Raw genomic sequence first — 23,752 nt, 5'->3', positions numbered from 1 at the left:
GTTGCGTTCATTTATATCTGCGCATCATACTCTGACTTCTTTATTTAAGCGAATTCTGGTGCATGCATGAGGCAACTTGAGCTGAGATTGGGACTGGTGCTGTATGGCGGGGTTTCACTCGCCATCTACATGCACGGTGTCACCCGTGAACTCCTAAATCTTCAGCGTGCTTCCCATGCGTTGCATCAGTTGCGGCGGGACCGTGAGCGCGGTGTTGAGAGTGATGTCACTCTCGAAGGCTCAGCGAAATCCTACTTCGACCTTCTTGAAAGTTTTGGGCCACAGCTGGACCTGCGGGTTGTGATTGATGCAATCTCTGGCGCGTCTGCCGGAGGTGTGAATGCGATCATGCTGGCGCGGGCACTGGCGCATGATCTGCCGCTCAAGCACCATAGCGATTTATGGCTGTCGCTTGCTGATGTTGACAAGCTGGCCAATGAAACATCCGGGGTCAGCAAACATGCCAAGCGGGTGCTTGCGCCCATTCTGGATAAGCTGCTGGTTTTCCTTGGGACTGACGTTCCCCAAAACAAGGAAACACGCACCAAGCTGCGAGATTTTATCAGTTCACGATGGTTTACGCCGCCGTTCTCAGGTGAGCGCTACTCAGGATGGCTGGTGGATGCTTGCCGCGCGATGGATGAAGAGGATCGCGGGGAGACGCTGATCCCTTATGGACAGCGGTTGGAGCTGTTCGTGACACTCACGGATTTTCACGGTGTGTTGCGGCGTATTGCGTTGCATGATCCCGAGTTTATTGAGGAGTTGGATCATCGACGTATTGTAAAGTTCAATGCCATTCATCGGGTGTCCAGCGGTTTGCATAGCCAGATGAGTGCGGAGTGTATTCCTGATCTGGTCTTTGCTGCGAGAGCGACTTCTAGTTTCCCTGGAGCCTTTCCGCCTATGAGTGCTGAGGAGATGGATGGCGTTCTTGAACGTCAGGGTCTTGAGTGGAGCGGGCGTGAAGCGTTCCTAACCAACGTGCTTCATGCCAATTGCGATGAAGAAGGGGAGCGTATCTTCATTGATGGATCGTTGGTGATGAACAAGCCCTTCGAACCGCTTATTGGTTCCATTGCACAACGACCTGCAGCTCGCGAAGTGGTGCGTCGTTTACTATATCTGGATCCGTTGCCCTTCTCGCACCGTGATGTGCCAGCTGAGCCAGAGCCTCCGGGCTTCTTCAAAAGCATTTTCGCATCGTTAGCTCACATTCCGCGTAATGAACCGATTGGTGATGAACTGCAGGAGATTGAGCAAATCAACATGAAGGTGCGGCGGATTCAGGAAGTGGCTGAAGCTGCATTGCCGATGGTCCGCCATGAAGTGCAGCTGTTGCTTGAAAAGCATGGCAGCCTGCCAGAGACCGAGGGTGACTTTTCAGTTGTGCGGCAAGGGTCTGAGCTGGCAGCGATGGAGCAATCTGGTTTTGCCAATGCCGGTTATCTTCAGCTTCGTTTGGGGCATCTGGCCCACCGGGTTGTCTTGTTGATTTCCGAACTTTCCGGCACGCAGCAAGAGGGGTGCGTTGAAAAGGGCGAGGAGGTTGCTCTCTGGTCCTGGGAAAGCGTGGAAGAAGTGGTGGTGAATGCGCTAACCTTCTCCAAAGAAGAGGAGGGGGAAGCGCAGCGGGATCAGGCTAAGATACTTCGTGAGCTGAAGAGCCTTGATGTTGACTATCGCATTCGGCAGTTGCGGTTTTTGATCGAGCAGATCAACAAGTTCTATCACCATGAAGAGATTGCTGGGTCTGTTGAGTTTGCGCGCCATCTGGATGTGTTTAAGCGTGAACTTTATGGGCAGATTGCCAACTTGCGGAGCCGTTGGTCCGAGGAGTTTTATGGCACAGAGACCATCTACCTTGCGACGCTGCTGAAGGAAGTATCGCCGCAATTGGAGACAGTGCGCAAAGTGCTTGGGGTTCTCAGCCTTCGTATGGGGCTTGCCGACCTTGATAAACTGACAGATTCCATTGTGTTTGAGGGAGTTGGCAAGCTGGGTGATCTGAAGGCGGCGCAAGGTATTCTTGAAGGCTATATCGGCTTTCCGTTCTTCGACACCAGTATGTTTCCGGTTCAGCAGGCGCTTGATGCTTTTGAACTTCGTAAGATTGAGGTGGGGCGCATCAGTCCAAAAGATGCGCAATTGCTTTGTCCCGGTGGCGTTGATTTGAAAGGCGCGCAATTGCAGATGTTTGGTGCCTTCTTCAACCGCGGATGGCGCGAGCATGATTATCTGTGGGGACGGCTCAACGCTGCAGAGCGGCTGGTGCGGTTACTGCGGGATGTTTATCATCAGTGCCACGGGTCGGCACAGCGGATTGCTCCTGGTGATGATATGAACCTGCGCGCGATATTCCTTGACATTCTGGATGAGGAAGAAGCGCATCTGGAAGATCATGAAGAGTTGGTGGAAGCTTGTCGTGAGAAGGTTGATGAGGTCTTCTCTAAGGGATGTTAGTTACTGTGCAATTTGTGCAAGACATGCCATTCAAAATCCGATAGGGAGAATGCATGAAAAATCTCATCCTGATAGCACTTGGTGGAGGGGCAGGAGCGGTTTGTCGACATCTGGTTTCAATGGCCGGACTTCGTCTTCTAGGCCCTTCATTTCCGTGGGGCACTGTCACCGTAAACATTCTTGGTTCATTGCTGATGGGGATCTTTGTTGAGGTTCTTGCTCAGCGACTGAATGCTTCTTCTGAGCTGCGTTATCTGATCGCGACGGGTTTTCTTGGCGGTTTCACTACCTTCTCAACCTTCTCGCTGGATGTCGCTGTGTTGTGGGAACGCGGAGAACCTATTGCAACCGCCGCTTATGTGTTGGTCTCGCTTGTTCTTTCCGTTTCAGCCTTGTTTGCAGGTCTTTATCTCACACGGCAGGTTCTCGCCTAATTTGCAAGTTGCCCGCAAAAACTCATAGAAACTTGATGGTTTTTCGTTTTTAGGGGCTGAATCTGCGTGAAAGACTTGCATGTTTTGCCTTCAGCTGCCAAATGAGCGCCAACGGATTTATTAGGAACGGCTGGCGCACCCTTCGTGCTGCCGCCGCGTTAGAAGTCAGGACCTTCACCCATGAGTGGCTCCCAGAACAAAGCAGCGCCGCAAAACAACGGTGGCAGCCCAGTTAAAATTGAGATGCGCCGCGTTGATGCCGACGAAGCAGGCATGCGTCTTGATCGCTGGTTTAAAGAAAACTTCCCGGAACTTGGCTTTGGCCGTTTGCAGAAACTGCTGCGCACTAAGCAGGTTCGAGTTGATGGCAAACGTGCCGAAAGCTCTACCCGATTGGAAAAGGGGCAAGAAGTCCGCATTCCACCGCTCGGTGTTGAGCTGGCTGCTGATGACCGCAAGAATGCCAGACCTCGTCCGCGCAAGTTGGTTGACAGTGACCGTGAAGCCATTGAGCAGATGATGCTCTTTGAAGATGCGCATGTGATGGTACTGAATAAACCTGCTGGCCTTGCTGTGCAGGGTGGCTCAGGTTTGACGCGTCACGTGGATGGTATGCTTGACGCCTTCACCAACCAGAAGGGTGATAAGCCGCGTCTGGTGCACCGTCTTGACCGTGAGACCTCCGGTATTTTGCTGGTTGCGAAGACCCGCCGTGCAGCTCAGGAGCTGACAAAGGCATTTCGTCATCGCAACACGCGTAAAATCTACTGGGCGATGGTTGCTGGCGTACCAAAGCCGCGTCAGGGTCGTATCTCGACCTATCTGGCGCGTGATGAAGGTGAAGAGCGCATGCGTGTTGCCCGTCATGGTGATGATGAAGCACAGCACGCAGTCAGCCTTTACAATGTGGTTGAACAGTCCGGTCAGAAGCTTTCCTGGGTATCACTGAAGCCTGTAACAGGCCGTACGCACCAGCTGCGTGCCCATGCCGCGCATATTGGTTGCCCTATCGTCGGTGATCCAAAGTACTTCAATATCAAGAACTGGGAGCTGCCCGGTGGCATCCAGAACAAGCTGCACTTGCTAGCTCGTCGGATTATGATTCCGCATCCGTCAGGTAATGGTGTGATTGATGTTTCTGCTCCGCTGCCATCGCATATGCAGCAAACCTGGAACTTGCTTGGTATGGATGTGAAGGACTATGATCCGGATATCAATGAACCAGAATAAGTAATAGCAAAGTTACGGGCTGATCTTCATGTATCTCATTGTGTTTGATTGCGACGGCACGCTTGCGGATAGCCAAGACAATATCATGATTGGTTTTACTGCAGCGTATCGGTTTGTCGATCTGCCTATGCCATCGCGAGATGAAATTCTTGCAACGGTTGGTCTGACACTGGATGTGGCGTTTGAGCAATTGCTGGGGCGGAATGACCCGGACTTGATTGAGCAGATGGTCAAGGGATACCAGCAGATCGTTTGGGAAATGCGTTCCAAAGGGCGTGATTATGATCCTCTTTATGAGGGGGCGATTGACGCTTTGCGAGAGTTGGATAGCCGGGAGGATGTGCTTCTTGGTATCGCAACAGGCAAGCATTCCCGCGGTATGAAACACCTGATCAGCTTGCATGAGCTGGAAGGGCTTTTTACCACCATGCAGACGGCAGATGTTGCACCCTCCAAGCCGAATCCAGGTATGATTTTTCAGGCGATGAGCGAAACTGGTGTTGATCTGGAAAACACGATTATGATTGGTGACACGACTTTTGATATGCACATGGCGCGCAATGCAGGTGTGAAATCTGTCGGAGTTACATGGGGTTATCACAGCGCTGAAGATGTGAAGAGCGCTGGAGCCACCTATGTTATCAATCAGTTTAAGGAACTCATTCCGGTGCTTAGTGAGCACTTCAAATGGAATAAGGAAGTTGCATAATGCGTGACATTTTTGAGCAGATTGCAGATGACATTGCAAAAGGGCCTGTTGATGCTGTTCAGGCTGCACGTGAGCACACCAAACGGAACTTACCGAAACGCTTTTATGAGCGTGTGAGCGTTGAGCTGAAAGATGACGTCTTCGCTGTTTTGCTGGATGGACGCTCTATTAAAACACCCGGTCGCAATGCGCTGGTGTTTAAGGATGAAGTGATTGCTGAAGGCGTGGCTGCCGAATGGGAGCTGCAGGAAGAAGAGATTGATCCGGCGACGATGCCGCTGACGCGCATCGCCCATTCTGCGATTGATGCCGTTGAAGACAAGTTTGCGGAAGTTGCAGACGAGATCACACGGTATGCCGGAAATGATCATTTGTGTTACCGCGCAGCTTCCCCTGCAGAATTGGTCACTCGCCAGAAAAATCAGTGGGACCCAGTCTTGGATTGGGCGGAGAAGTTGTTTGCTGGTCGCTTCAAGCTCGTTGAAGGGATTATGCATGTCGCGCAAGATGAGGCGGTGACAACAGCCTATCGTGCGCAACTGGGCAAATATGATGCGCTTCAGTTAACTGCGATCCATACAGTGACGTCCATTAGCGGTTCTGCTTTGCTGGCGCTAGCGCTGGCTGAAAAAGCTTTTGAGGCGGATGTTGTCTGGTCTGCAGCTCATGTTGATGAAGATTGGAACATTGAGCAGTGGGGGCAGGATGAAGAGGCTGCTCGTATTCGTCGTTTCAAAAACGACGAGTTCAACGCAGCAGTGCTTATTCTCGTTGGAGCACCAGAAGAAAGCTAAGGCTTATTCTTTGCGAAGTTGTCTTAAGGCGCGGCTTTTGGCTGCGCTTTTTTGTTGGTGTTGTGGCTTCTCCTGATATCGTAGAAAGAAATCAATAGTTTGTAGTATGTGGGCAAGTGAATTTCATTTGCCGTGTTACCATCGAATCTGTTGAACTATGCACTCTTGCTGCACATATGAGTTCAGGGCTTTCGTAATAACGAAAACATCGCCAAATACTGCCCTAATCAAGAATATTGAGGAATTCCGCCGATGAAACATAATGAGAAAGTTATTGAGCGGCTTAACGAAGCTCTGAAACTGGAGCTTGGTGCCGTCAACCAGTACTGGCTGCATTACCGCCTGCTGGATGATTGGGGTTTTGGAAAGTTGGCGCAGAAAGAGCGCGAAGAATCCGTTGAAGAGATGCAACATGCTGACAAGCTGATTGAGCGCATTCTCTTCCTTGGTGGTCATCCAAACTTGCAGACTGTTGGCGCTTTGAAGATAGGCACCAATCTTAAGGAAGTTCTGGAAGCGGATCTTGCTGGTGAACATGAAGCTCGCACCTCTTATAAGAAGAGCCGTGAGATTTGTGATGCTGAAGGTGATTACGTCACCATGAAGCTGTTTGATGATCTACTGGCTGATGAAGAAGGTCACATTGACTTCCTTGAAACTCAGCTGGATCTCCTTGAGAAGATTGGTGAACAGCACTACGGCGCGTTGAATGCAAACTCGGCTGATACTGGCGAATAAGTTCGCCTAACCGTTTGTTTTGATTAGAAAGAGCTGTCCTGTAGGGCGGCTCTTTTTTGTTGGGTTAAAGTTGTTTGTTTCAGACTAGCGCTTCATTAGGAACGATAGGGGGTTTGGGTTGGCGGCGGGTTAGGCTGATCTATGTTTACTGGATCAAAGCTCGTTTTAGGGTCGGTTCAAAACGAGTTGTGTTTCACCTGCATTCCCTAAGGAGCAGTGCTTGCACTGAGAACTCATGAGAGCAAAAGACGGTGTCATTGAACGTTTGAACAAAGCCATTTCCATGGAACTTGGAGCTGTCAATCAATACTGGGTGCATTTCAGACTTCTTGAAGATTGGGGTTATACCAAACTCGCAAAGAAAGAGCGGGCTGAATCGATTGAAGAAATGCATCATGCGGATCGGTTGGTGGAAAGAGTTGTCTTTTTGGAAGGGCATCCAAACCTGCAGCATATCGCGCCTTTACGCATCGGGTCCTCAGTGAAGGAAGTGCTGGAAGCTGATCTGGCAGGGGAGCGTGAAGCGATTGTGTATTACAGCGAATCTCGTGTGTTTTGTGAGCAGCAAGGTGACTTCGTGACAATGGCTCTTTTTGACAGTTTACTGGCAGATGAAGAAGGCCATTGTGATTTCCTTGAGACTCAATTGGAGCTTCTTAAGAAAATAGGCGAAGAAAAATATGGATTGCTCAATGCTGGCAGTGCTGATGAGGCAGAGTGAGTTTTAGCTGTCAAAGCATCAAAGAATGCTTGGTTTCCCAAGGGTTATTGGTTGTTGGGTTGAGGCAGTAATCAGTTGCATTGCATGAGGCTTCTCAATCCAACGGCTTACTAGTTTTTGTGCGTAGGGGCGTGCTAGGAGATAACTCAGTTAGATTGGGAGCTGAGATATCTGATGAAGGAAGTTCTAGCTGAATTAGAAAAAAGACGTGATGAAGCGCGGCTTGGTGGGGGACAGCGCCGAATTGATGCGCAGCACAAACGCGGAAAACTCACCGCACGAGAGCGCATTGAAATTCTGCTAGATGAAGGTTCCTTCGAAGAATTCGATATGTTCAAGCAGCACCGCTGTACCGAGTTTGGTATGGAGGAAACGCATTTCCCTGGGGATGGTGTTGTCGCTGGTTGGGGAACCATCAACGGCCGTACCGTTTACCTCTTCTCGAAAGACTTCACTGTGTTTGGCGGATCTCTGTCAGAGACACACGCCGAGAAGATCATGAAGATCCAGGATATGGCGCTGCAGAATCGTGCACCGATCATCGGGATCTTTGATGCAGGTGGTGCTCGTATTCAGGAAGGTGTTGCTGCGCTCGGTGGATACGGTGAAGTGTTCTGGCGTAACATTCAGGCATCTGGTGTTATTCCGCAGATTTCTGTGATTATGGGTCCATGTGCTGGTGGTGATGTGTATTCACCTGCCATGACCGATTTCATTTTTATGGTGCGCGATACCTCCTACATGTTCGTCACTGGTCCTGATGTTGTGAAAACAGTAACCAATGAGACTGTGACGGCTGAGGAACTGGGCGGCGCGAGCATTCACACGACCAAATCTTCCATCGCCGATGGTGCGTTTGACAATGATGTGGAAGCGTTGCTGCAGATTCGGCGTTTGGTGGATTACCTGCCGATGAACAATCAGGCTCCGCTGCCCGAACTTTCCGTTTATGATGATCCATCTCGTTTGGATGAGAGTCTCAATACGCTGGTTCCGGATAATCCGAACAAACCGTATGATATGCGGGAACTGATCCTGAAGACTGTCGATGAGCAGGACTTCTTTGAGATTCAGGAAAGCTTTGCCGGAAACATTATCACTGGCTTTGGCCGCGTCGAAGGGCGCACAGTTGGTATTGTCGCCAACCAGCCAATGGTTCTTGCGGGTGTTCTGGACAGTGATGCAAGCCGGAAGGCTGCGCGTTTTGTTCGTTTCTGTGACTGCTTCAACATTCCGCTGGTAACCTTCGTGGATGTTCCGGGCTTCTTGCCAGGGACTGCGCAGGAATATGGCGGGTTGATCAAGCATGGCGCAAAGCTGCTGTTTGCTTATGGTGAAGCGACTGTTCCGAAAATCACAGTGATCACGCGTAAAGCTTATGGCGGCGCGTATGATGTGATGAGCTCCAAACACATTCGTGGTGATATGAATTATGCGTGGCCATCTGCTGAGATTGCTGTGATGGGTGCAAAGGGTGCCGTTGAAATCCTCTATCGCAATGAGCTGGGTGATTCCGAGAAGATTGCTGAGCGCACCAAGGATTATGAAGACCGGTTTGCGAACCCGTTTGTTGCTGCGGAGCGTGGCTACATTGATGAGGTGATCATGCCGCAGTCTACACGGATGCGCATTTCGAGAGCACTTGCGATGTTGCGGACTAAGAACCAGCAGATGCCTTGGCGCAAACACGACAACATCCCGCTCTAAGAATTGTTGTCTGATCGAACGAAACATCAAAAAACCCGGCCTTCACATGAAGGCCGGGTTTTTTGATGGGAAGGGAGACTAACTTGGGGCGAGTTAGGTCTTATCTTTCGTCGTTTTCGACCACGCAGGTGTAACCAATGAGGGAGTGGTTGGAGTCTTTTGTCACAACGTAGGCGCGCTGTGTTTCTTCGCTTGGGCTACAGTAAGAGCCATTTGCTACGTAACGGTCATAAAGGCCAGGACCTGTGGAGAGAACGATCGCACCTTTTTCTTGCACCAGAGACTTTACCTGAGACCCTGTGAGGTCAGTTGTATTGGTGCGTGGAGCGTTCATAGCCTGAGCAACAGAAGCAACAGAGACAAGGCTGAGGACGGAAAGGGTCAGAGCGATCTTTTTCATTTGTTTAGCTTTCGGTTTCTTAATTCTTTTGGGAAATGGGGGAGGGAAAGACTAGGAGGCAAAGCCTTTCCCTGGAGCGTGATGATGGGGGACGTGCGTCTAACTTGGGGCGAGTTAGATTTTAGTTGTTTTTGTTGTCAACTACGCAGGTGTAACCAATGAGGGAATGGTTGGAGTCTTTGGTCACAACATAGGCGCGCTCTGTTTCTTCATGTGTTGCGCAGTAGGAAGCGTTTGCAACGTAGCGGTCGTAAAGACCTGGGCCGGTTGCGAGGACGATTGCACCTTTGTCCTGTACGAGTGATTTTGCCTGAGAGGCAGTCAGGTCACCGGTATTCACCAGAGCAGCCTGAGCGATGGAAGCAGCAGATACGAGGCCGAGTACGGATAGGGTCAGAGCGATCTTTTTCATTGGTCTTACTTTCGATTTTTAATTTGTGTCATTTGGGGAGGGAAAGACTGGGGAGGAACAGTCTTTCCCTAAGAAGTTGATGGGGGGAGGCTCTCTAACTTGAGGCGGATTAGAGGCTTAGTTATCTCTGTTTTCGACGACGCAGGTGTAACCGATGAGGGAGCTGTTGGAGTCTTTGGTTACGACGTAAGCGCGCTGAGTTTCTTCGTGTGAAGCACAGTAAGAAGCGTTTGCAACGTAGCGGTCGTAAAGACCTGGGCCGGTTGCGAGGACGATTGCGCCTTTGTCCTGTACGAGTGATTTTGCCTGGGAGGCAGTCAGGTCACCGGTGTTCACCAGAGCAGCCTGAGCGATAGAAGCAGCAGATACGAGGCCAAGTACGGATAGGGTCAGAGCGATCTTTTTCATTTGTTTTACTTTCAGTTCTAGTCATTTTCAGAGCGAAAGACCGGGAGGAGCAGTCTTTCTGATGGGGTTTTGCCGATGTTGGTTGTTACTTCGGCGTGTCTTTTCAATTTAGACTGATACAAGGCAACTCCGTGCCGCCTTATATCTTGTGTTTTGTAGTTATCTTGTTTTTCTTCAAGCTTATTTTTGTTGTATGCTTTGTTTTTTGATGTTTGTGGTTTGTTGTTGTTCGTTGATGATTGTATGTTTACTGGAAATTTTTGAGTAAGATGTGTTTTGGAACACAAAATTTTCTTTTCGCAACTTTGAATTTAAGCCGGTAACGAACTCGTGTCTTCGTGTTCTTGGGGATTACTTGCCTGTCTGTGATCAAGCTCACACTTTTGCTTGATGGTGGTGCAGAAAGGAGTTCTCAACCGCCTGTTGGTCATGCCGAACGGGCAAGGTGAGTTTCGCAGGATGTGGATGAAGGATTCGAATGTGGGTAACTGCAGCTGCGTTTTATGGTGCAACTGCAGTGTATTTGCGTGAAACGTGGATCTTCAAAGGGCTCAGTCGAAGATATCGGAGCCGAATGGTCCTTCGCCGCTGTTGTAACCCGGCTCACATGAATAGCCGATGAAGCAGCGCTTCTGGTCTTTTGTGGGGACCCAGCGGCTCATCAAGCGTTCGTAAGGCTGGCAGAACTGAAGGCCCGCGACGAAACGGTCGTAGGTACGAACGCCAGTGCTTAATACAATGCCGCCAGCACGCTGTACGACGGAGCGGGCTTCAAGACAGGACATTTGCCGTGTATCAGGGCGTGCGTGCGCTGTGGTGGAAACCATGAGAGCCAGAGTGCTCGAAAGAACGAGCAGTGTTGATATCCGCATAGTCTCCTCCCTTATTACTGGTTCTGCCGTGTGCGTGGTGAACAGCGATAACCGATCTGGCAGGAGTTGTTGTCTTTGGTCTGGGCCCACTCTCTGCGAAGCACTTCGTTGTGCAGGCAATATCTGATGTTGCTCACAAAGCGCTCATAGGTTCGCGGGCCTGTGGTCAGGACGATGCCTCCACGACTGTCGACCAGTTGCTTTGCCTGCTCGCATGTCAGGGCCCTCGCATCTGGACGTGCTTGAGCATTGGCTGAGGCTACCCACAACAGAGTAATGAGACTACTGGCAATAATGGTGGTGGAGGCACTACGCATGGGATCAGTTGCCTTACAATGCAGATGTTGATGCTGGCGTGAACGCCGCAGTTCCATATGTTTTGAAGGCAATAGCTCAAAAGTGCGAGTATCAAGGTGAGCGGTGGTTAGCCGGTTCTAAAGAAGATGCCGTTGATTTAACTTTTTGCTGCAGGTCGTGCACGTGTGACTTCTACGCCAAACCCGCCTGTATGAACCGGCACCGGGGCAGAGGGTTTATTCACTTTCACAGTGATCTTGGAGATTCGCTGATCCATCGCGAAAACGGCCTCACAAATAGCTCCGGCAAGACGTTCCAGCAGGTTGAAGCGGGAGTTGGTCACAACATCCTCGACAGTTTTCGCAAGGGTGCCGTAGCAGATGGTGTCTTCGTAATCATCTGAAACAGTTGCCTTTTCAAAATCCGCCCAACAGGTCAGATCAATGATAAAGCGTTGGCCCAATTTAGCTTCTTCATCATGGAGACCATGGAATGCATAGAAAGACAGGCCTTCCAGAAAAATCTTGTTTTCATTCATTGTTTGGCTCCTGAGAACTTTCCGACTGTTGGAAAACTGTGTTGCCAGAGGTGAGCGCGAAACTCAACGCATTTTAAGTGATAATGCTCTGTATTCGGGTGAAGCCCCGTCAAAACTTAGATGCTTTGTGCATCCATTGCCCCTACGAAAGTGCGATGGTTCTTCGCCCAATTGTGAGGTTGCGGAAGTGCGTAGAGATGCCTACAACCCTGCACTGTAAATAAAGAAGGTGTGTATGTGGGATGGGCATGTTTTCAAAGATTCTGATCGCAAACCGTGGGGAAATCGCTTGCCGTGTTATCAAAACGGCAAAAACGATGGGGATCAAAACGGTTGCTGTTTACTCTGATGCGGACCGAGATGCGCTTCATGTGGAGATGGCTGATGAGGCCGTACACATTGGTGAACCGGCTGCAGCGAAATCATACCTTGTGATCGACAAGATTATTGAAGCATGTAAGCAGACCGGTGCTGAGGCTGTGCATCCAGGTTATGGCTTTCTTTCCGAACGCGCAGAATTCTGTGAGCGTTTGAAGCAGGAAGGCATTGTCTTTATCGGCCCTAATCCAAAAGCGATTGAGGTGATGGGAGATAAGATCACCTCCAAGCGATTTGCGGCTGAAGCTGATGTTTCCACTGTACCTGGATATATGGGGCTGATTGAAAGCCCTGAAGATGCCAAGCGGATTGCCTCTGAGGTTGGTTACCCGGTGATGATTAAAGCCTCCGCTGGTGGCGGTGGTAAAGGCATGCGTATTGCCTGGAATGATGAAGAGGCCATGGATGGCTTCGAGCGCGCAAAGTCTGAAGCTATCAGCTCCTTTGGCGATGATCGTATCTTCATCGAGAAGTTTATTGAGAACCCGCGCCATATTGAAATTCAGGTGCTGGGCGATAAACACGGCAATGCTGTTTATCTGGGTGAGCGCGAATGCTCTATTCAGCGTCGTAACCAGAAGGTGATTGAAGAAGCGCCTTCTCCATTGTTGGATGAAGAAACTCGTCGCAAGATGGGCGAGCAGGCGGTAGCGCTGGCCAAGGCTGTTGACTATGATAGCGCGGGTACAGTTGAGTTTGTAGCTGGACAGGACAAGAGCTTCTTCTTTCTTGAGATGAACACCCGCCTTCAGGTGGAGCATCCGGTAACTGAATTGATCACTGGTGTGGACCTTGTTGAGCAGATGATCCGAGTTGCCGCTGGCGAAGAGCTTTCTTTGAAGCAGGATGAGGTCAAGCTGAATGGCTGGTCTGTTGAAAGCCGTATCTATGCTGAGGATCCGTACCGCAACTTCCTGCCATCCATTGGCCGCCTGACGCGCTATCGTCCGCCTGCAGAAGGTGATCACGGCGCTTATGTGGTGCGTAATGATACTGGCGTGGTGGAAGGCTCTGAAATCTCCATGTTCTACGATCCGATGATCGCAAAACTGGTGACCTATGCGCCGACACGAGCTGAAGCGATTGAAGGCATGAGCACTGCGCTGGATGAGTTTCAGGTGGATGGTATCCAGCACAACGTGCCGTTTCTTGCATCTCTCATGAAGCATCCGCGCTGGCGTTCTGGTCAGTTGGCAACCGGCTTTATTGCTGATGAGTATCCTGATGGGTTTGAACCAGCTACACCTGATGCAGAGGCCCGTAATGTGTTGGCGTCTGTTGCGCTTTCCATGCACCTGATTGAGCGTGAGCGTCTGGATCACTTGCCGGGTCGCCTGCGTCCGCATCATGGAGGTGTACGCCGTGAGTGGGGTGTTTTGATCAATGGTGAGAAGCTGGATGCTGAGTTGATTGAAGGCATGGCGGCAACACCACTTGATATTGATGTGTGTGTTGAGGGTGGTGCTCGCGAACGCGTTGCGTCCTCCTGGGTTCCGGGCGATATGCTTTGGAAAGGTCACGTTGGTGATCGTGCTGTAAGTGCCCAAGTGCGGTCTGTTGAGAATGGCTACCAGCTGGACTGGCAAGGCTATTCTGTTGTTGCCAAGGTGATGACGCCTCGCAACGCTGAACTTGCTGCATTGATGCCAGAGAAGGTTGCACCGGATACATCCAACCTGTTGCTTTGCCCAATGCCGGGCCTTGTTGTTTCTCTTCATGTAGAAGAGGGGCAGGACGTGAAAGCTGGAGCGCAGCTGGCCATTGTTGAAGCCATGAAAATGGAAAATGTACTTCGGGCCGAACGTGATTGTGTGGTAAGCGCTATCAAGGCTGCTCCGGGTGACAGTCTGGCAGTTGATGCTGTTATCATGGAATTTGAATAAGGAGTTGGTGCGAAGCCAATTCCTATGTTGAGGATTTGGCTTTGCGCACTCTGCTTTTTGATCTGGATGGAACGCTGACAGACCCTTTTGTCGGCATTGTAACGAGCGTTCAATACGCGCTGGAAAAGCTTGGCCGCGAGGTTCCTCCTGCTGAAGATCTTGCCTTTGTCATCGGGCCGCCTCTCACAGAAACCTATCGCCAACTTCTGAATACGGAAGATGAAGAGCTGATCCTTGAGGGGATTCGCCTTTATCGCGAGCGCTTCACCACTGTTGGGCTTTATGAAAACGTGCGTTATGACGGGATCATTGAGCTGCTGCAGGCTGCTAAGGATCGCGGAGATCGCTTGTTTGTTTGCACATCCAAACCTTGGGTTTATGCGAAAAAGATTGTCGCGCATTTTGAGATGGATGGTTTTTTTGAGAAAACCTATGGCTGCGAGCTTGATATGACCCGTGGCAACAAGGTGGACCTTTTGGCCTATCTGTTGGAACAAGAAAATCTGGACGCCTCTCAGTGTCTTATGATTGGTGACCGCAAGCACGACATTATCGCAGCGAAGGAAAATGGCGTCCGCTCCGTTGGTGTGCTTTGGGGCTATGGCTCTGAAAGTGAGCTTGCAGATTGCGGAGCTGATACAGTGGTTGCTTCGCGTGAAGAGCTTGCCGCTCACCTTGCTGACAGTCTTGTCGCCTGACCTTCTTTGTAATGAGTTGAATTGATGCCGATTTATTTCGCTTATGGCCGCCTGATGAACCCGAAAACCATGGCAAGCCGTTGCCCGCAAGCCAAAGCGCTGGGGCCAGCTTCCATGGATGGCTATCGCTTTATCGTGACGTCTGAAGGTGTTCCTTCCATGGTGAAAGCGCCGGGGAAGCGTGTTCACGGTGTTCTGTGGGATTGCCGCATCGGGGAAGTTACAATTGTGGATGGCGCTGAAGCGCTTTTCCGCAAGGGTCTGGACAAGGTCTTTCTTCCGGTTCGCAGCGGTGGGCAGAATAAGTCTGCCATTATGTATATGAGCCGCACTGTGCGGACGGGGAAGCCTCATGTTAAAGCGTGGGAAGGTATTCTGGAAGCTGCAGAACACTGGGATTTCCCCGAGACATACCGTGAGGAACTGCGCCAATGGGATCTGCGATAGCAGCTCTCCTGGCATCAAGTTGCGAGGCTGCCTTCGAGTGACAGTCCGTTCACAAATGTGTTTTCAGTTAGACTGAAAGACAACTCGCAATTTCCTGAGAATCTGTTAGAAATCAGGTCTCCCAATGATGGGAGATAATTCTCAGGGCGGGGTGTAATTCCCTACCGGTGGTGATGGGCCTTCGAGCCATAAGTCCGCGAGCGCCTTCCATATTCAGGAAGGGTCAGCAGATCCGGTGAGAACCCGGAACCGACGGTTATAGTCCGGATGAAAGAGAATGTAGGTGAGGGGTGCTTTGAAGAGCACTGTTGGCTTGCGCGTCCTGATTCAATGAAACGTGGCTGTTGTTGGCCCTTTGGATCAGAAAGATTTCTTATGTTTATTCTGTTTTTATCTCGTGAATTTGAGGTGCGTGCATGAGCTCAACACGCAGTTCTACTCGTGCGTCCGCAGCTGTTGTGGGCGCAAGCTGGATGGTTTTTGCCGGTGCTGCTTTTGCTATCACCAACTCTGCCATACAGTATCTGACGATGGTGCAGGGGCTGAGTTCTACCAGTGCAACCTTCTGGCAATACCTGATCTCGCTTGTTGCGATGCTGCCGGTGATCTGGCGCATTGGTGTTGACGGGCTGCACACAGAACAGCTGGCGCTGCATATCTTCCGCGTCTTTCTGGCAGCATTGGGCGTTCAGTTCTGGGTAGCCGGTTTGGCGAATGGTGTGCCGATCTGGCAGGCGATTGCGCTTTTGATGACCTCTCCGTTCTTCGTGACTATTGGAGCGGCGTTGTTCTTGCGTGAGACCGCAAGCAGGCAGCGCTGGGCGGCGACAGCGGTTGGCTTTGTGGGCGGCATGATTATCCTGAGTCCTTGGGATGATGCCTTTCAGCTGGTTGCTTTCCTGCCGATTATCGCAGCTTTACTGTGGGGTTCTTCTATTCTTTGTATGAAGAAGCTGGAAGAACGTGAGAGCCCGCAATCTGTTACGCTCTATCTTCTTCTGCTGCTGACACCAGTTAATTTCGTCCTGGCTTTCCTGGCTCCGGGTGGTTTGGCAATGCCAGTTGGCATGAGTATGTGGTGGTTGATTATTCTGGCGGGGCTTTTGGGGGCGATTGCGCAAGGCTCATTGGCTATGGCCTATGAGAAGGTCGATGCAGCTTATCTGCAGCCGTTTGATCATCTCAAGCTGCCGCTTAATGTGCTTTGTGGATTCCTTATTTTCGGCTGGGTACCACCGGGCAACTTGTGGCTTGGGGCTGCGCTGATCATTGGCGCATCGCTCTATACTGTGCATGTGGAGCGCAAACAGAACTAATTGAAAAGCCCGGTCTAATTGCCGGGCTTTTTCTTTGTATGAGCTGTTAGTTGAACCAGACCGCAAATGAACCGAAGTTTCGGCCCATTGGGCGCGTTATGGTGCGCATGAAATCTCCTTCCCAAACAGGGCCTTGTTCCACATAGTCAACGGAGTTTGGTCCGGTGATGAAGAGCACAAGGTCGAAGGTCTTTGCGGTCTCGAAGAAGGTCTTCATGTTGATCCCGCCTTCAAACACCATGGATGGAATCAGAAGCTCGCCGGTCAACACCTGTTCGGAGGCTTTGACGGCTTCCAGCCAGCTGTCGATGGTCTCTTGCGTGACAGGGAGGGCTTGAAAGGGGCTGGTCTGATTGGGATTTGGCAACCATTCGTTGTCGTCATCCGTTTCTTTTTGAATGAGATCCCATGTCTCGTAGTTCAGCTGCATCACCTGCAAGAGGTTCTGGCGCGTTGCTTTTAGGCGATCAGGGTTCTGCACAGTCCAGTTGATGGAATGCAGGAAGTTGATTGGGGTGGCGAAGGAGCCAAATCCGCGCTCGTTGTCTGCTTTGCCCATGTCTTCTAACTGCTGGCCGTAGGTGGTTGCAGATGCGCCGAAGACACTATGGAAGGTGAGGTCGTAGGTGTTCTCATAGTCAAAGGTGAGTAGGAAATTGCCCATCGACATGAGTAGGTTAGAGTACCCCTGTAGCCACTTTGCGTCCGCCCGATCGAAGGTAATAGGAAACGTTGTTGTATCATCCTCAAGCTGAAACGGGCTTCTTCTGGAAAGGCCTGAGAGAATTGTGGCGAGGTTTTCGTGGGGTTCCACGGTTCCGCTGTTGTCTGCATCTAAGTTGATCTTCAAAAGGTCTACCGTGAGCTTTACTGGTTGCTCTGATATCCCATTCAAAGTTTCATTTGCCTGTTCCAGCTGAGACACGAAGTTCTCCAGCATTTCCCTTGTCTTGTTGTAGGTAACGGGTTCTGGCGTTGGGTTTGGGGCAACCGGGATTCTGAAGACGGGGAGGATCGACCTCAGGCTTCTGTTTGGGGATGTGTTTCCGGCGCCATATTTGTATAGGTCCTGTTGAATGCCTTGGAGGGCATTGAGAAACTGCAGGGCGCCCAATGCGAGCTTTGCCTGATTGTTTTCCGGATTCTGCTTAGTGTTGCTTACAAAAGAAGCGATGCCGGTTTCATAATCAGCCATTTCTATGATCTCGTTGAACTGACTGGTGAAATTGATCTGAGCAAAGCTCTGAACTGGTAGAAAAATCATGACTGCGGAGAATGAAAGAGCAGTCAGGCGGGATTTGAGAAAATTCATAAAGTCTCTCCTAAAGGGCTACCTATTAGATATAGGAGTTGATGTTTTTTTTATGGCTTGCAATCTAAGGCTGTGGCGAGGCTGAGCTGTGTTGCCAACTTCGTCCTCTGAATCGAGAAAAGTTTTATCTGTGAAGCCTTTAAGCGCACCGGGAGATACCAATGAAAACCAAACACTTTTCCATTACGGGATTGGTGCAGGGTGTTGGATATCGTGCGTGGCTTTATAAAAAAGCCGGAATGCTCGGTGTTTCCGGCTGGTGCAAGAACAATGCTGATGGATCGGTAGAGGCAGTTGTCACCGGTGATCCGGAAAAAGTGGATGCCCTGCTGATGGCTGTCCAGCAAGGGCCAGTGGGGGCACAAGTTGAAGCGGTGACACTGCTGGCGGATGCCCCTGACGAGAAGGGGTCTTTCCGCATCGAGTACTAGTTATTCGCTCTCTGGCTTTTGAACGAGGCCGGACGGTCCAAAGGTTTCTGTGGCTCCGAAGATCTCTTCGAATTGCTCGCGCAAGATGATATCCACCTCTGGCATGGTGAGTGGAAGACCGAGATCCACAAAGCTGGTGACACCATGTTTTTGCACGCCGCAGGGGACAATGCCGGTGAAGTGCTCCAGGTCCGGGTCTACATTCAGTGAGATACCGTGGAAGGTTACCCACTTGCGCAGGCGAATGCCGATGGCGGCAATCTTGTCTTCTACGTCTTTGCCTTTTTCAGGACGCTGAACCCAGACACCAACGCGATCTTCCCGTCTTTCTCCGCGGACGTGATGCTGCCACAGGGTGTCGATGAGCCATTTTTCCAAGGCTGCGACGAAGGCGCGGACGTCTTGCTGACGGCGCTTCAAATCGAGCATAACATAAGCAACACGTTGTCCCGGACCGTGATAAGTATACTGCCCTCCGCGACCTGTTTCATAAACCGGGAAGCGGTCTTTGGCGATCAGGTCGACTGGATCGGCGCTTGTGCCTGCTGTGTAGAGGGGCGGATGTTCCAAAAGCCAGACGCGTTCGTTGGCTTCGCCAGCGGCGATTGCGGCAACGCGGTCTTCCATTTCCTTCTGGGCAACTTCGTATGGCACGAGATCGTCGTCGATCACCCACTCAACAGGGGGAGATCCCTCTAGGGGGAAGAAGTCTGTTTTAAGGGTTTGACGATCGGCCATGTTGTTATCCCAAAATGATCTGCGGATTTCGGTTAGTTGGTTTGCCCTAATGAGATGTAAGCGTCTACACTAAAAATAACAGGGCACCAACTCACAGAGACGAGACGGGTGCATTTTATTCCCTCAGATGGAGGCAGACAGAGATGAACAGGTTTGATGATATCTCCGTCGACATATCAGTGGTGCTGGGCAAATCTGAAATGCCAGTGCACCAATTGTTGCGCATGGGGCGTGGTGCGGTGATTGAGCTGGACACCCATGAAGCTGATGATGTTACGATTTTGGCAAACAGTACACCTGTTGCTGAAGGGCAGGTGACTGTGGTTGGCGATAAAGTTGGCATTGTCATCACAAAGGTATTGCAGCGCGCTGTGGATATGCGACCTGTAAACATGGAAGATCGCATCTGAAATATCTGGTGCAGTGGATAAGTGCCCGTCTAAAAGAGGTTTTTTCGATTTTTTTCCTCTGCGCTGTGAATTTTTGAAAAAGGGTACTTGCGCAGGTTCGAGGGGTTGGCTATATCACCGCTCACCAGCCGACGGGGCGAGGCCAACGAGCCAAACAAACCGGAGGCAAGCCAAGGTTTTGCGGCCGTGGCGGAATTGGTAGACGCGCAGCGTTGAGGTCGCTGTGGGGTAACACCCGTGGAAGTTCGAGTCTTCTCGGCCGCACCAACCGGCGCTTTGCTAAGTGATTGATATTACTTAGCAAAGCGCCGTTTTTGTTTTTGCGGGTTTACTAAACCGCACTTTTTGCCCTACAAATTGCCCTACATTTGCAAGTTGGGGGTTTTATGCAGGGGTCAGACAAATACCTAAAGTTGCGAGGTAGTCGCTGGTACTACGTCAGGCGCGTGCCTAAAAAGGTTGCGCATTTAGACCAACGCGGCAAAATTGAACTCTCTCTTGAAACATCATCCTTAGAAGAAGCCTGTGCGCGGCGCGATGCGCTTGCAGAAGCTGACCGGCTTTACTGGTTATCTCTGCATGGCGGTGGTGAAGCTGTGCTGGATGTTGCTGATGCGAACTATAAGGCGGCGCAACATCGTGCGCTTGCGCTTGGTTTTGTGTTTAAGCCTGCCTATGAGCTGGAAGCGGCCCCCGTGGTGGATGTGGTGGCGCGTGCATTGGCGTTGGTACGGCGGCCTGAGGCTGGTTTGCAATCTGATGCGCAGGCATTGCTTGGTACTGCCAAACGCCCTTCTGTGGCGGTTTCTAAGGCCATGGAAGTCTATTTGGCTGAGATTGCACCAGATGAGCAAAAGGGCATGAGTGCAGCTCAGAAGAAAAGTTATGAAAAAATCAAAAACCGGGCTGTGAGCAACTTCATCAAGATTGTTGGCGATAAAGATCTGGAAGAGGTGACCCGTGAGGATGCCTTGCAGTTTTTCAACTGGTGGCAAGATCGTGTGACTGGCAAGGGAGGGGAAAGGCCGCTTTCCGGCAATTCCGCCAATCGCGATGTTGGCAATATGCGCAAGCTCTACAGTGCCTATTTTGAGAGGGTCGGGGAGGAGGAGCGAGAGAATCCTTTCAGAAACCTCAATTTCCGCAGTCCCAAAGCCTTGCGGCAGGATGTGCCGCCTTTTCCTGCCTCGTGGATACAGCAGAAAATTCTTGAACCTGGGGCTCTGGCCTCGCTGAATAGAGATGCAGCGCTGATTGTGTTTGCGTGCATTGAAACCGGTTGCCGTCCTTCTGAGCTTTGCAATATTTCTGCACAGCAGATCCATCTGGAAGCCAAGGTGCCTTATATCTCCATCAAGTTTAAGCCGGATCGTGCCATTAAGACGGAATCCAGCGTGCGCGATATTCCTCTGGTGGGTGTATCTTATGAAGCGATGAGGCGGGCACCTGAGGGTTTTCCTCGCTATGTGGACAAGGAAAACAACTTTTCTGCAACGGCTATGAAGGCTTTCCGGCGGGCGGGTTTGCTGCCTTCTGATAACCACCGGATCTATTCTCTGCGCCATGCCTTTGAAACCCGCATGAAAGAAACCAGGCTGGATTATGAGCTGCGTTGCCTGTTGATGGGGCACGCTATTGATCGGCCGGAATATGGGGACGGTGGGTCTATGGGTTATCGGGCAGGGGAGCTGCGGAAGATCGAGCTTGGGTTTTCTATGGAGGTGTTTAAGGGCTTGAAGGAAAAGTAGTACCAGTTCTTGTCAGTAGGATTAAGTCTTAAGAATAGCTTGTTGAGCCCATGGTCGACATTGACGTAACTATTTCATCTCATAGGTGCGGCTCGGCCTATCAGGAGAAGCCATCAATGTATTTGGAGCAACTGGGCATCCATCTATTGAAGTAAGTGGACCAAAAAGTGGTAACTTAAACTTTCCTCTTTCAGTTATTTGCCTCCGATGTAGTCTTGAATTTTCTGTTTCGTCTGAAGACAGGGGCCCGAGACCAAGCTCTCGGAAAATAGATGCAAGTTGCTACACGTGGCTATAATCCTAAACCGTGAACTTGTGCCATTCCTTCATTACCGTTCTTGAGTAATGTCTTTAATGAACGCCCGTAAATCTCCGGCTCATTCATAGGTAGTTCCATTGCTGGGCCTAGCATAGAACCGTAAGCATGCTCTTCACCCGAATAGCTCCGGCTGACTATGCCTCGGATAACCGCTCCCTTGGCACCGAAAATAGGCGCTCCGCTCATTTTACCAGGGGCACGAGCGTTGAAATCAAAGCAGGGGCCGGGTGTCGGTACTTCTTTGGCTACGTGATTTTGAGGAAATGTCTGCAGAATATTTCCAACGGTAACGTAGAGATCAAATCGAATGCTGGTGTCCATGATCCGGCTAGTATACGGATCTATTTCGATATCAGGCATTTCCGCGTATCCAAGTGCATATGCCTCCTCATTCGGGACAAACGGGTTTAATGACATGTTCAATGGCTGGTGAGCTTGACCACTAGGCATTTCTGGGATTTTACACACTGCTACGTCGGTTGAGTGCTCCCATCGGTCTGCTTCAGACAACAGTGGGCTTTGTTTCCACTTGCCCCAAGCCCACATCTTTTCAATGGGAAAAAAACGAACTGCTTTGTGAAAGTGCATTCCTATTCCTTGTGTCCAATAAAGGATGAGGACGCCAAAATTGAGGTCATCCCGCAGCTTTACCTGCTGCCCCTCTCGGTAAGCACCATAGCCGGCTTCTAACGGATCAAGTAAAACGTGTGCGGCAGTGATCAGGTAACCTGTACAGCTTATGATAGATGCGGTCCCAATGCACTTGATTGCATTCTCGCCTTCCAGCCATGCCACGACAGGAACAATGCTTTGCTGCATTAAGAAGTCTGCAGTGCCAAAAAGCGACATTGCATCATCAAAACGACAGTTCGGTCTATCGGTCAGAAGCTCTACATCTCCACGTAAAAGAAAATATTGCTCATCGCCACCAGTTTCAGATGAAAGTGTTAACCCCTTCATGCTGCTCATCGCCCACCTTCCGTCCGGGCGGCGCACCCATAGTGATTTTAATGCCTCGAGTGGAAATCTTATTGCCATTTCGTTTTCCTATAAGATCATGTCATTGGCATTTTACTCAGCAGCGGTTATTGACTGATATGTACATTTTAAATTGCTTTTGGTTGATGGGTATACTTAAGATGAGTATTCGTAAACGGTTTGATCAATTTCTAACTCCTGAAGCAGAAAGTTCTCACAACAGCCTTTTCACCCTGTTTGTTTTTGCCGCAAGCATTCTAGCCGTTGTTTTTTTAACCGCATGTATCATTGCCTTTCTAGGCAAAGATGCTGGTTCTTTTGGAGATTTTTTCGGTGGCGTTGTAAATCCTCTTTTGACGTTTCTGACTTTTATGGGATTGTTGCTAACAATAGTCCTTCAGCAAGCCGAGCTTAGAGAAACTCGGAGCGAACTAAAACGGTCAGCGACCGCATTAGAAAGTCAGCTAAAAGCTACAGATCGTCAGAACTTTGAGTCAACATTTTTCCAAATGTTAACTCTGCACAATACTATCGTAAATTCGATCGACCTCTATTACAGCAAGCGACCAACTAGCAAAGAGACGAAAGGGCGTGATTGCTTTAAGCAATTTTTTGAAAATTTCCGCGATGAGTATCATAACTCCTCCGCTTTATACGAGAAGGAGAACGAGAAAGATCACCTTCAACACGCCTACGATAATTTCTGGGTAGACCGTCAGCAGGACCTAGCTCATTACTATCGATACCTCTACAATGTACTACGTTTTGTTTATGATTATGAAGGCATTGAGGATAAGGTCCCTTACGTAAAGTTGCTCCGGGCGCAGCTATCGGACTACGAACTAGTTTTGCTTTTCTATACTGCTTTGAATAAGCACGGTATCAACTATTGGGTATACATTCATAAGTATCAATTGCTCGATAATTTACTGCCAGCTTTGCTAATCGATCCAACTCATAAAAACCTATATTCGCGGCGATCTTTCGGGGAGCCCAAACGACCGAGACCAACAAGTTGGCCTCCTTCACTGCTCGCGCAGGAGTATGATGAGAAAAAGGGGCAAGGTAAAAAGTCGATCCAAAACTCGCAAAAAAATGTGATCTCGCCACATGTAGACTATGTGGAATAAGGCAGAAACGCATGCATTTATCTCAATGACAATTGATGCGATGCAAAGCCATGGTTCACAGGTTGCACAGCAAAAGACCTTTTCCGCTCTTGGTACAGGAAGCGACCTCTGGCGTGTTCCCCATCGAAGCCTTATGGACAGATCGGTTAATTTGAATAAGGGAGTGTTTTGGCTCATGATCATGAGATTAGGAGTGAACAATGGGGCACAACACACGGACCGCCAGCGCTGCAGCTGAGAA

General features: G+C 50.2%; 25 protein-coding genes, 1 tRNA gene and 1 riboswitch. Of the genes, 17 read left to right on the top strand and 9 right to left on the bottom strand.

The features are described 5' to 3' along the window. The first annotated feature begins 66 nt into the window (after nt 1-66). The 8 genes from PsAD5_RS14795 to PsAD5_RS14760 all read left to right on the top strand — a co-directional run bounded on the left by PsAD5_RS14795 (nt 67) and on the right by PsAD5_RS14760 (nt 8,796). Nucleotides 67-2,463: a patatin-like protein gene (locus tag PsAD5_RS14795; protein WP_063292670.1), complete on the top strand. Its 2,397-nt coding sequence runs from the start codon at nt 67-69 to the stop codon at nt 2,461-2,463. A gap of 53 nt (nt 2,464-2,516) precedes the next feature. Beyond that, nucleotides 2,517-2,897: a fluoride efflux transporter CrcB gene (gene crcB, locus PsAD5_RS14790; protein ID WP_063289470.1), complete on the top strand. Its 381-nt coding sequence runs from the start codon at nt 2,517-2,519 to the stop codon at nt 2,895-2,897. A gap of 180 nt (nt 2,898-3,077) precedes the next feature. Next, the gene (locus PsAD5_RS14785; RefSeq protein ID WP_063292669.1) at nt 3,078-4,127 is read left to right on the top strand and encodes an RluA family pseudouridine synthase; all 1,050 of its coding nucleotides are present in this window, start codon (nt 3,078-3,080) and stop codon (nt 4,125-4,127) included. Between the two features lie 28 nt (nt 4,128-4,155). Then, nucleotides 4,156-4,836: an HAD-IA family hydrolase gene (locus PsAD5_RS14780; protein WP_057463411.1), complete on the top strand. Its 681-nt coding sequence runs from the start codon at nt 4,156-4,158 to the stop codon at nt 4,834-4,836. Next, nucleotides 4,836-5,630, top strand: a complete 795-nt coding sequence (locus PsAD5_RS14775; protein WP_063292668.1) for an ATP12 family chaperone protein — start codon at nt 4,836-4,838, stop codon at nt 5,628-5,630. Before PsAD5_RS14780 ends, PsAD5_RS14775 begins: the two co-directional genes overlap by 1 nt. Nucleotides 5,631-5,882: 252 nt before the next feature. Next, nucleotides 5,883-6,368 (top strand): bacterioferritin, encoded by a 486-nt coding sequence (gene bfr / locus PsAD5_RS14770; RefSeq protein WP_057463409.1) that lies wholly within the window; start codon nt 5,883-5,885, stop codon nt 6,366-6,368. A 235-nt stretch (nt 6,369-6,603) separates the two neighbouring features. Beyond that, on the top strand, nt 6,604-7,089 hold the full coding sequence (bfr, locus tag PsAD5_RS14765; RefSeq protein ID WP_063292667.1) for a bacterioferritin: 486 nt from the start codon (nt 6,604-6,606) through the stop codon (nt 7,087-7,089). A gap of 174 nt (nt 7,090-7,263) precedes the next feature. Then, nucleotides 7,264-8,796, top strand: coding sequence for an acyl-CoA carboxylase subunit beta (locus tag PsAD5_RS14760; protein WP_057463407.1), 1,533 nt, complete (start codon nt 7,264-7,266; stop codon nt 8,794-8,796). 100 nt (nt 8,797-8,896) lie between these two features. Here the strand turns inward: PsAD5_RS14760 and PsAD5_RS14755 are convergent, their stop codons facing one another. The 6 genes from PsAD5_RS14755 to folB form a co-directional block, all read right to left on the bottom strand. Next, complete coding sequence (locus PsAD5_RS14755) at nt 8,897-9,196, bottom strand: hypothetical protein (protein ID WP_063292666.1); 300 nt, start codon at nt 9,194-9,196, stop codon at nt 8,897-8,899. Nucleotides 9,197-9,317: 121 nt separating this feature from the next. Then, nucleotides 9,318-9,608, bottom strand: a complete 291-nt coding sequence (locus tag PsAD5_RS14750; RefSeq protein WP_057463405.1) for a hypothetical protein — start codon at nt 9,606-9,608, stop codon at nt 9,318-9,320. 117 nt (nt 9,609-9,725) lie between these two features. Further along, nucleotides 9,726-10,016 carry a hypothetical protein gene (locus PsAD5_RS14745; protein ID WP_057463404.1) on the bottom strand — a complete coding sequence of 97 codons (291 nt, stop codon included), beginning with the start codon at nt 10,014-10,016 and terminating at the stop codon, nt 9,726-9,728. Between the two features lie 551 nt (nt 10,017-10,567). Continuing rightward, nucleotides 10,568-10,888, bottom strand: a complete 321-nt coding sequence (locus PsAD5_RS14740; protein WP_063289463.1) for a hypothetical protein — start codon at nt 10,886-10,888, stop codon at nt 10,568-10,570. Nucleotides 10,889-10,902: 14 nt separating this feature from the next. Continuing rightward, nucleotides 10,903-11,205, bottom strand: coding sequence for a hypothetical protein (locus tag PsAD5_RS14735; RefSeq protein ID WP_063292819.1), 303 nt, complete (start codon nt 11,203-11,205; stop codon nt 10,903-10,905). A gap of 137 nt (nt 11,206-11,342) precedes the next feature. After that, on the bottom strand, nt 11,343-11,723 hold the full coding sequence (folB, locus tag PsAD5_RS14730) for a dihydroneopterin aldolase (protein WP_063289462.1): 381 nt from the start codon (nt 11,721-11,723) through the stop codon (nt 11,343-11,345). Between the two features lie 248 nt (nt 11,724-11,971). Here folB and PsAD5_RS14725 point away from each other — a divergent pair, with 248 nt between their 5' ends. The 4 genes from PsAD5_RS14725 to PsAD5_RS14710 all read left to right on the top strand — a co-directional run bounded on the left by PsAD5_RS14725 (nt 11,972) and on the right by PsAD5_RS14710 (nt 16,445). Further along, nucleotides 11,972-13,984, top strand: coding sequence for an acetyl-CoA carboxylase biotin carboxylase subunit (locus PsAD5_RS14725; protein WP_063292818.1), 2,013 nt, complete (start codon nt 11,972-11,974; stop codon nt 13,982-13,984). Nucleotides 13,985-14,025: 41 nt separating this feature from the next. Beyond that, nucleotides 14,026-14,682, top strand: coding sequence for an HAD hydrolase-like protein (locus tag PsAD5_RS14720; protein WP_063292665.1), 657 nt, complete (start codon nt 14,026-14,028; stop codon nt 14,680-14,682). A 24-nt stretch (nt 14,683-14,706) separates the two neighbouring features. Beyond that, nucleotides 14,707-15,129 (top strand): gamma-glutamylcyclotransferase family protein, encoded by a 423-nt coding sequence (locus tag PsAD5_RS14715; RefSeq protein ID WP_063292664.1) that lies wholly within the window; start codon nt 14,707-14,709, stop codon nt 15,127-15,129. 133 nt (nt 15,130-15,262) lie between these two features. Further along, nucleotides 15,263-15,412, top strand: a riboswitch (FMN riboswitch). Nucleotides 15,413-15,545: 133 nt separating this feature from the next. Then, entirely contained in the window at nt 15,546-16,445 is a 900-nt protein-coding gene (locus PsAD5_RS14710) for a DMT family transporter (RefSeq protein WP_063292663.1), read from the top strand. A 46-nt stretch (nt 16,446-16,491) separates the two neighbouring features. Here PsAD5_RS14710 and PsAD5_RS14705 read toward each other — a convergent pair whose 3' ends face one another. Beyond that, nucleotides 16,492-17,757 (bottom strand): hypothetical protein, encoded by a 1,266-nt coding sequence (locus PsAD5_RS14705; RefSeq protein WP_063292662.1) that lies wholly within the window; start codon nt 17,755-17,757, stop codon nt 16,492-16,494. A gap of 161 nt (nt 17,758-17,918) precedes the next feature. On the opposite strand from PsAD5_RS14705, the gene PsAD5_RS14700 reads away from it, so the two are divergent. Next, on the top strand, nt 17,919-18,188 hold the full coding sequence (locus PsAD5_RS14700; protein WP_057463397.1) for an acylphosphatase: 270 nt from the start codon (nt 17,919-17,921) through the stop codon (nt 18,186-18,188). Here the strand turns inward: PsAD5_RS14700 and lipB are convergent, their stop codons facing one another. After that, complete coding sequence (gene lipB, locus PsAD5_RS14695) at nt 18,189-18,926, bottom strand: lipoyl(octanoyl) transferase LipB (protein WP_063292661.1); 738 nt, start codon at nt 18,924-18,926, stop codon at nt 18,189-18,191. It abuts the gene before it with no gap. 143 nt (nt 18,927-19,069) lie between these two features. Between lipB and PsAD5_RS14690 the strand changes: the two genes are divergently transcribed. From PsAD5_RS14690 to PsAD5_RS14680, 3 genes are all read left to right on the top strand, one after another. Continuing rightward, on the top strand, nt 19,070-19,336 hold the full coding sequence (locus tag PsAD5_RS14690) for a FliM/FliN family flagellar motor switch protein (protein WP_063289457.1): 267 nt from the start codon (nt 19,070-19,072) through the stop codon (nt 19,334-19,336). Between the two features lie 180 nt (nt 19,337-19,516). After that, nucleotides 19,517-19,603: transfer RNA gene (locus PsAD5_RS14685), tRNA-Leu, on the top strand. A 119-nt stretch (nt 19,604-19,722) separates the two neighbouring features. Continuing rightward, nucleotides 19,723-21,084 carry a DUF6538 domain-containing protein gene (locus tag PsAD5_RS14680; RefSeq protein WP_084405985.1) on the top strand — a complete coding sequence of 454 codons (1,362 nt, stop codon included), beginning with the start codon at nt 19,723-19,725 and terminating at the stop codon, nt 21,082-21,084. Between the two features lie 292 nt (nt 21,085-21,376). Here PsAD5_RS14680 and PsAD5_RS14675 read toward each other — a convergent pair whose 3' ends face one another. Then, nucleotides 21,377-22,441, bottom strand: coding sequence for a hypothetical protein (locus PsAD5_RS14675; protein WP_206599743.1), 1,065 nt, complete (start codon nt 22,439-22,441; stop codon nt 21,377-21,379). Between the two features lie 101 nt (nt 22,442-22,542). On the opposite strand from PsAD5_RS14675, the gene PsAD5_RS14670 reads away from it, so the two are divergent. Beyond that, nucleotides 22,543-23,511 carry a putative phage abortive infection protein gene (locus PsAD5_RS14670; RefSeq protein WP_063292816.1) on the top strand — a complete coding sequence of 323 codons (969 nt, stop codon included), beginning with the start codon at nt 22,543-22,545 and terminating at the stop codon, nt 23,509-23,511. The last annotated feature ends 241 nt before the right edge of the window (nt 23,512-23,752 follow it).

This window comes from Pseudovibrio sp. Ad5, assembly GCF_001623095.1.
Lineage (GTDB): Bacteria > Pseudomonadota > Alphaproteobacteria > Rhizobiales > Stappiaceae > Pseudovibrio.
The sequence above is the reverse complement of the archived record's forward strand: the minus strand, read 5'-3'. Positions and strand labels throughout refer to the sequence as shown.

Bases quoted from the DNA above. Each gene is read 5' to 3' on its own strand.
- PsAD5_RS14795 (WP_063292670.1), top strand. From the start codon at position 67: ATGAGGCAACTTGAGCTGAGATTGGGACTGGTGCTGTATGGCGGGGTT.
- crcB (WP_063289470.1), top strand. From the start codon at position 2,517: ATGAAAAATCTCATCCTGATAGCACTTGGTGGAGGGGCAGGAGCGGTT.
- PsAD5_RS14785 (WP_063292669.1), top strand. From the start codon at position 3,078: ATGAGTGGCTCCCAGAACAAAGCAGCGCCGCAAAACAACGGTGGCAGC.
- PsAD5_RS14780 (WP_057463411.1), top strand. From the start codon at position 4,156: ATGTATCTCATTGTGTTTGATTGCGACGGCACGCTTGCGGATAGCCAA.
- PsAD5_RS14775 (WP_063292668.1), top strand. From the start codon at position 4,836: ATGCGTGACATTTTTGAGCAGATTGCAGATGACATTGCAAAAGGGCCT.
- bfr (WP_057463409.1), top strand. From the start codon at position 5,883: ATGAAACATAATGAGAAAGTTATTGAGCGGCTTAACGAAGCTCTGAAA.
- bfr (WP_063292667.1), top strand. From the start codon at position 6,604: ATGAGAGCAAAAGACGGTGTCATTGAACGTTTGAACAAAGCCATTTCC.
- PsAD5_RS14760 (WP_057463407.1), top strand. From the start codon at position 7,264: ATGAAGGAAGTTCTAGCTGAATTAGAAAAAAGACGTGATGAAGCGCGG.
- PsAD5_RS14755 (WP_063292666.1), bottom strand. From the start codon at position 9,196: ATGAAAAAGATCGCTCTGACCCTTTCCGTCCTCAGCCTTGTCTCTGTT.
- PsAD5_RS14750 (WP_057463405.1), bottom strand. From the start codon at position 9,608: ATGAAAAAGATCGCTCTGACCCTATCCGTACTCGGCCTCGTATCTGCT.
- PsAD5_RS14745 (WP_057463404.1), bottom strand. From the start codon at position 10,016: ATGAAAAAGATCGCTCTGACCCTATCCGTACTTGGCCTCGTATCTGCT.
- PsAD5_RS14740 (WP_063289463.1), bottom strand. From the start codon at position 10,888: ATGCGGATATCAACACTGCTCGTTCTTTCGAGCACTCTGGCTCTCATG.
- PsAD5_RS14735 (WP_063292819.1), bottom strand. From the start codon at position 11,205: ATGCGTAGTGCCTCCACCACCATTATTGCCAGTAGTCTCATTACTCTG.
- folB (WP_063289462.1), bottom strand. From the start codon at position 11,723: ATGAATGAAAACAAGATTTTTCTGGAAGGCCTGTCTTTCTATGCATTC.
- PsAD5_RS14725 (WP_063292818.1), top strand. From the start codon at position 11,972: ATGTTTTCAAAGATTCTGATCGCAAACCGTGGGGAAATCGCTTGCCGT.
- PsAD5_RS14715 (WP_063292664.1), top strand. From the start codon at position 14,707: ATGCCGATTTATTTCGCTTATGGCCGCCTGATGAACCCGAAAACCATG.
- PsAD5_RS14710 (WP_063292663.1), top strand. From the start codon at position 15,546: ATGAGCTCAACACGCAGTTCTACTCGTGCGTCCGCAGCTGTTGTGGGC.
- PsAD5_RS14705 (WP_063292662.1), bottom strand. From the start codon at position 17,757: ATGAATTTTCTCAAATCCCGCCTGACTGCTCTTTCATTCTCCGCAGTC.
- PsAD5_RS14700 (WP_057463397.1), top strand. From the start codon at position 17,919: ATGAAAACCAAACACTTTTCCATTACGGGATTGGTGCAGGGTGTTGGA.
- lipB (WP_063292661.1), bottom strand. From the start codon at position 18,926: ATGGCCGATCGTCAAACCCTTAAAACAGACTTCTTCCCCCTAGAGGGA.
- PsAD5_RS14690 (WP_063289457.1), top strand. From the start codon at position 19,070: ATGAACAGGTTTGATGATATCTCCGTCGACATATCAGTGGTGCTGGGC.
- PsAD5_RS14680 (WP_084405985.1), top strand. From the start codon at position 19,723: ATGCAGGGGTCAGACAAATACCTAAAGTTGCGAGGTAGTCGCTGGTAC.
- PsAD5_RS14675 (WP_206599743.1), bottom strand. From the start codon at position 22,441: ATGGCAATAAGATTTCCACTCGAGGCATTAAAATCACTATGGGTGCGC.
- PsAD5_RS14670 (WP_063292816.1), top strand. From the start codon at position 22,543: ATGAGTATTCGTAAACGGTTTGATCAATTTCTAACTCCTGAAGCAGAA.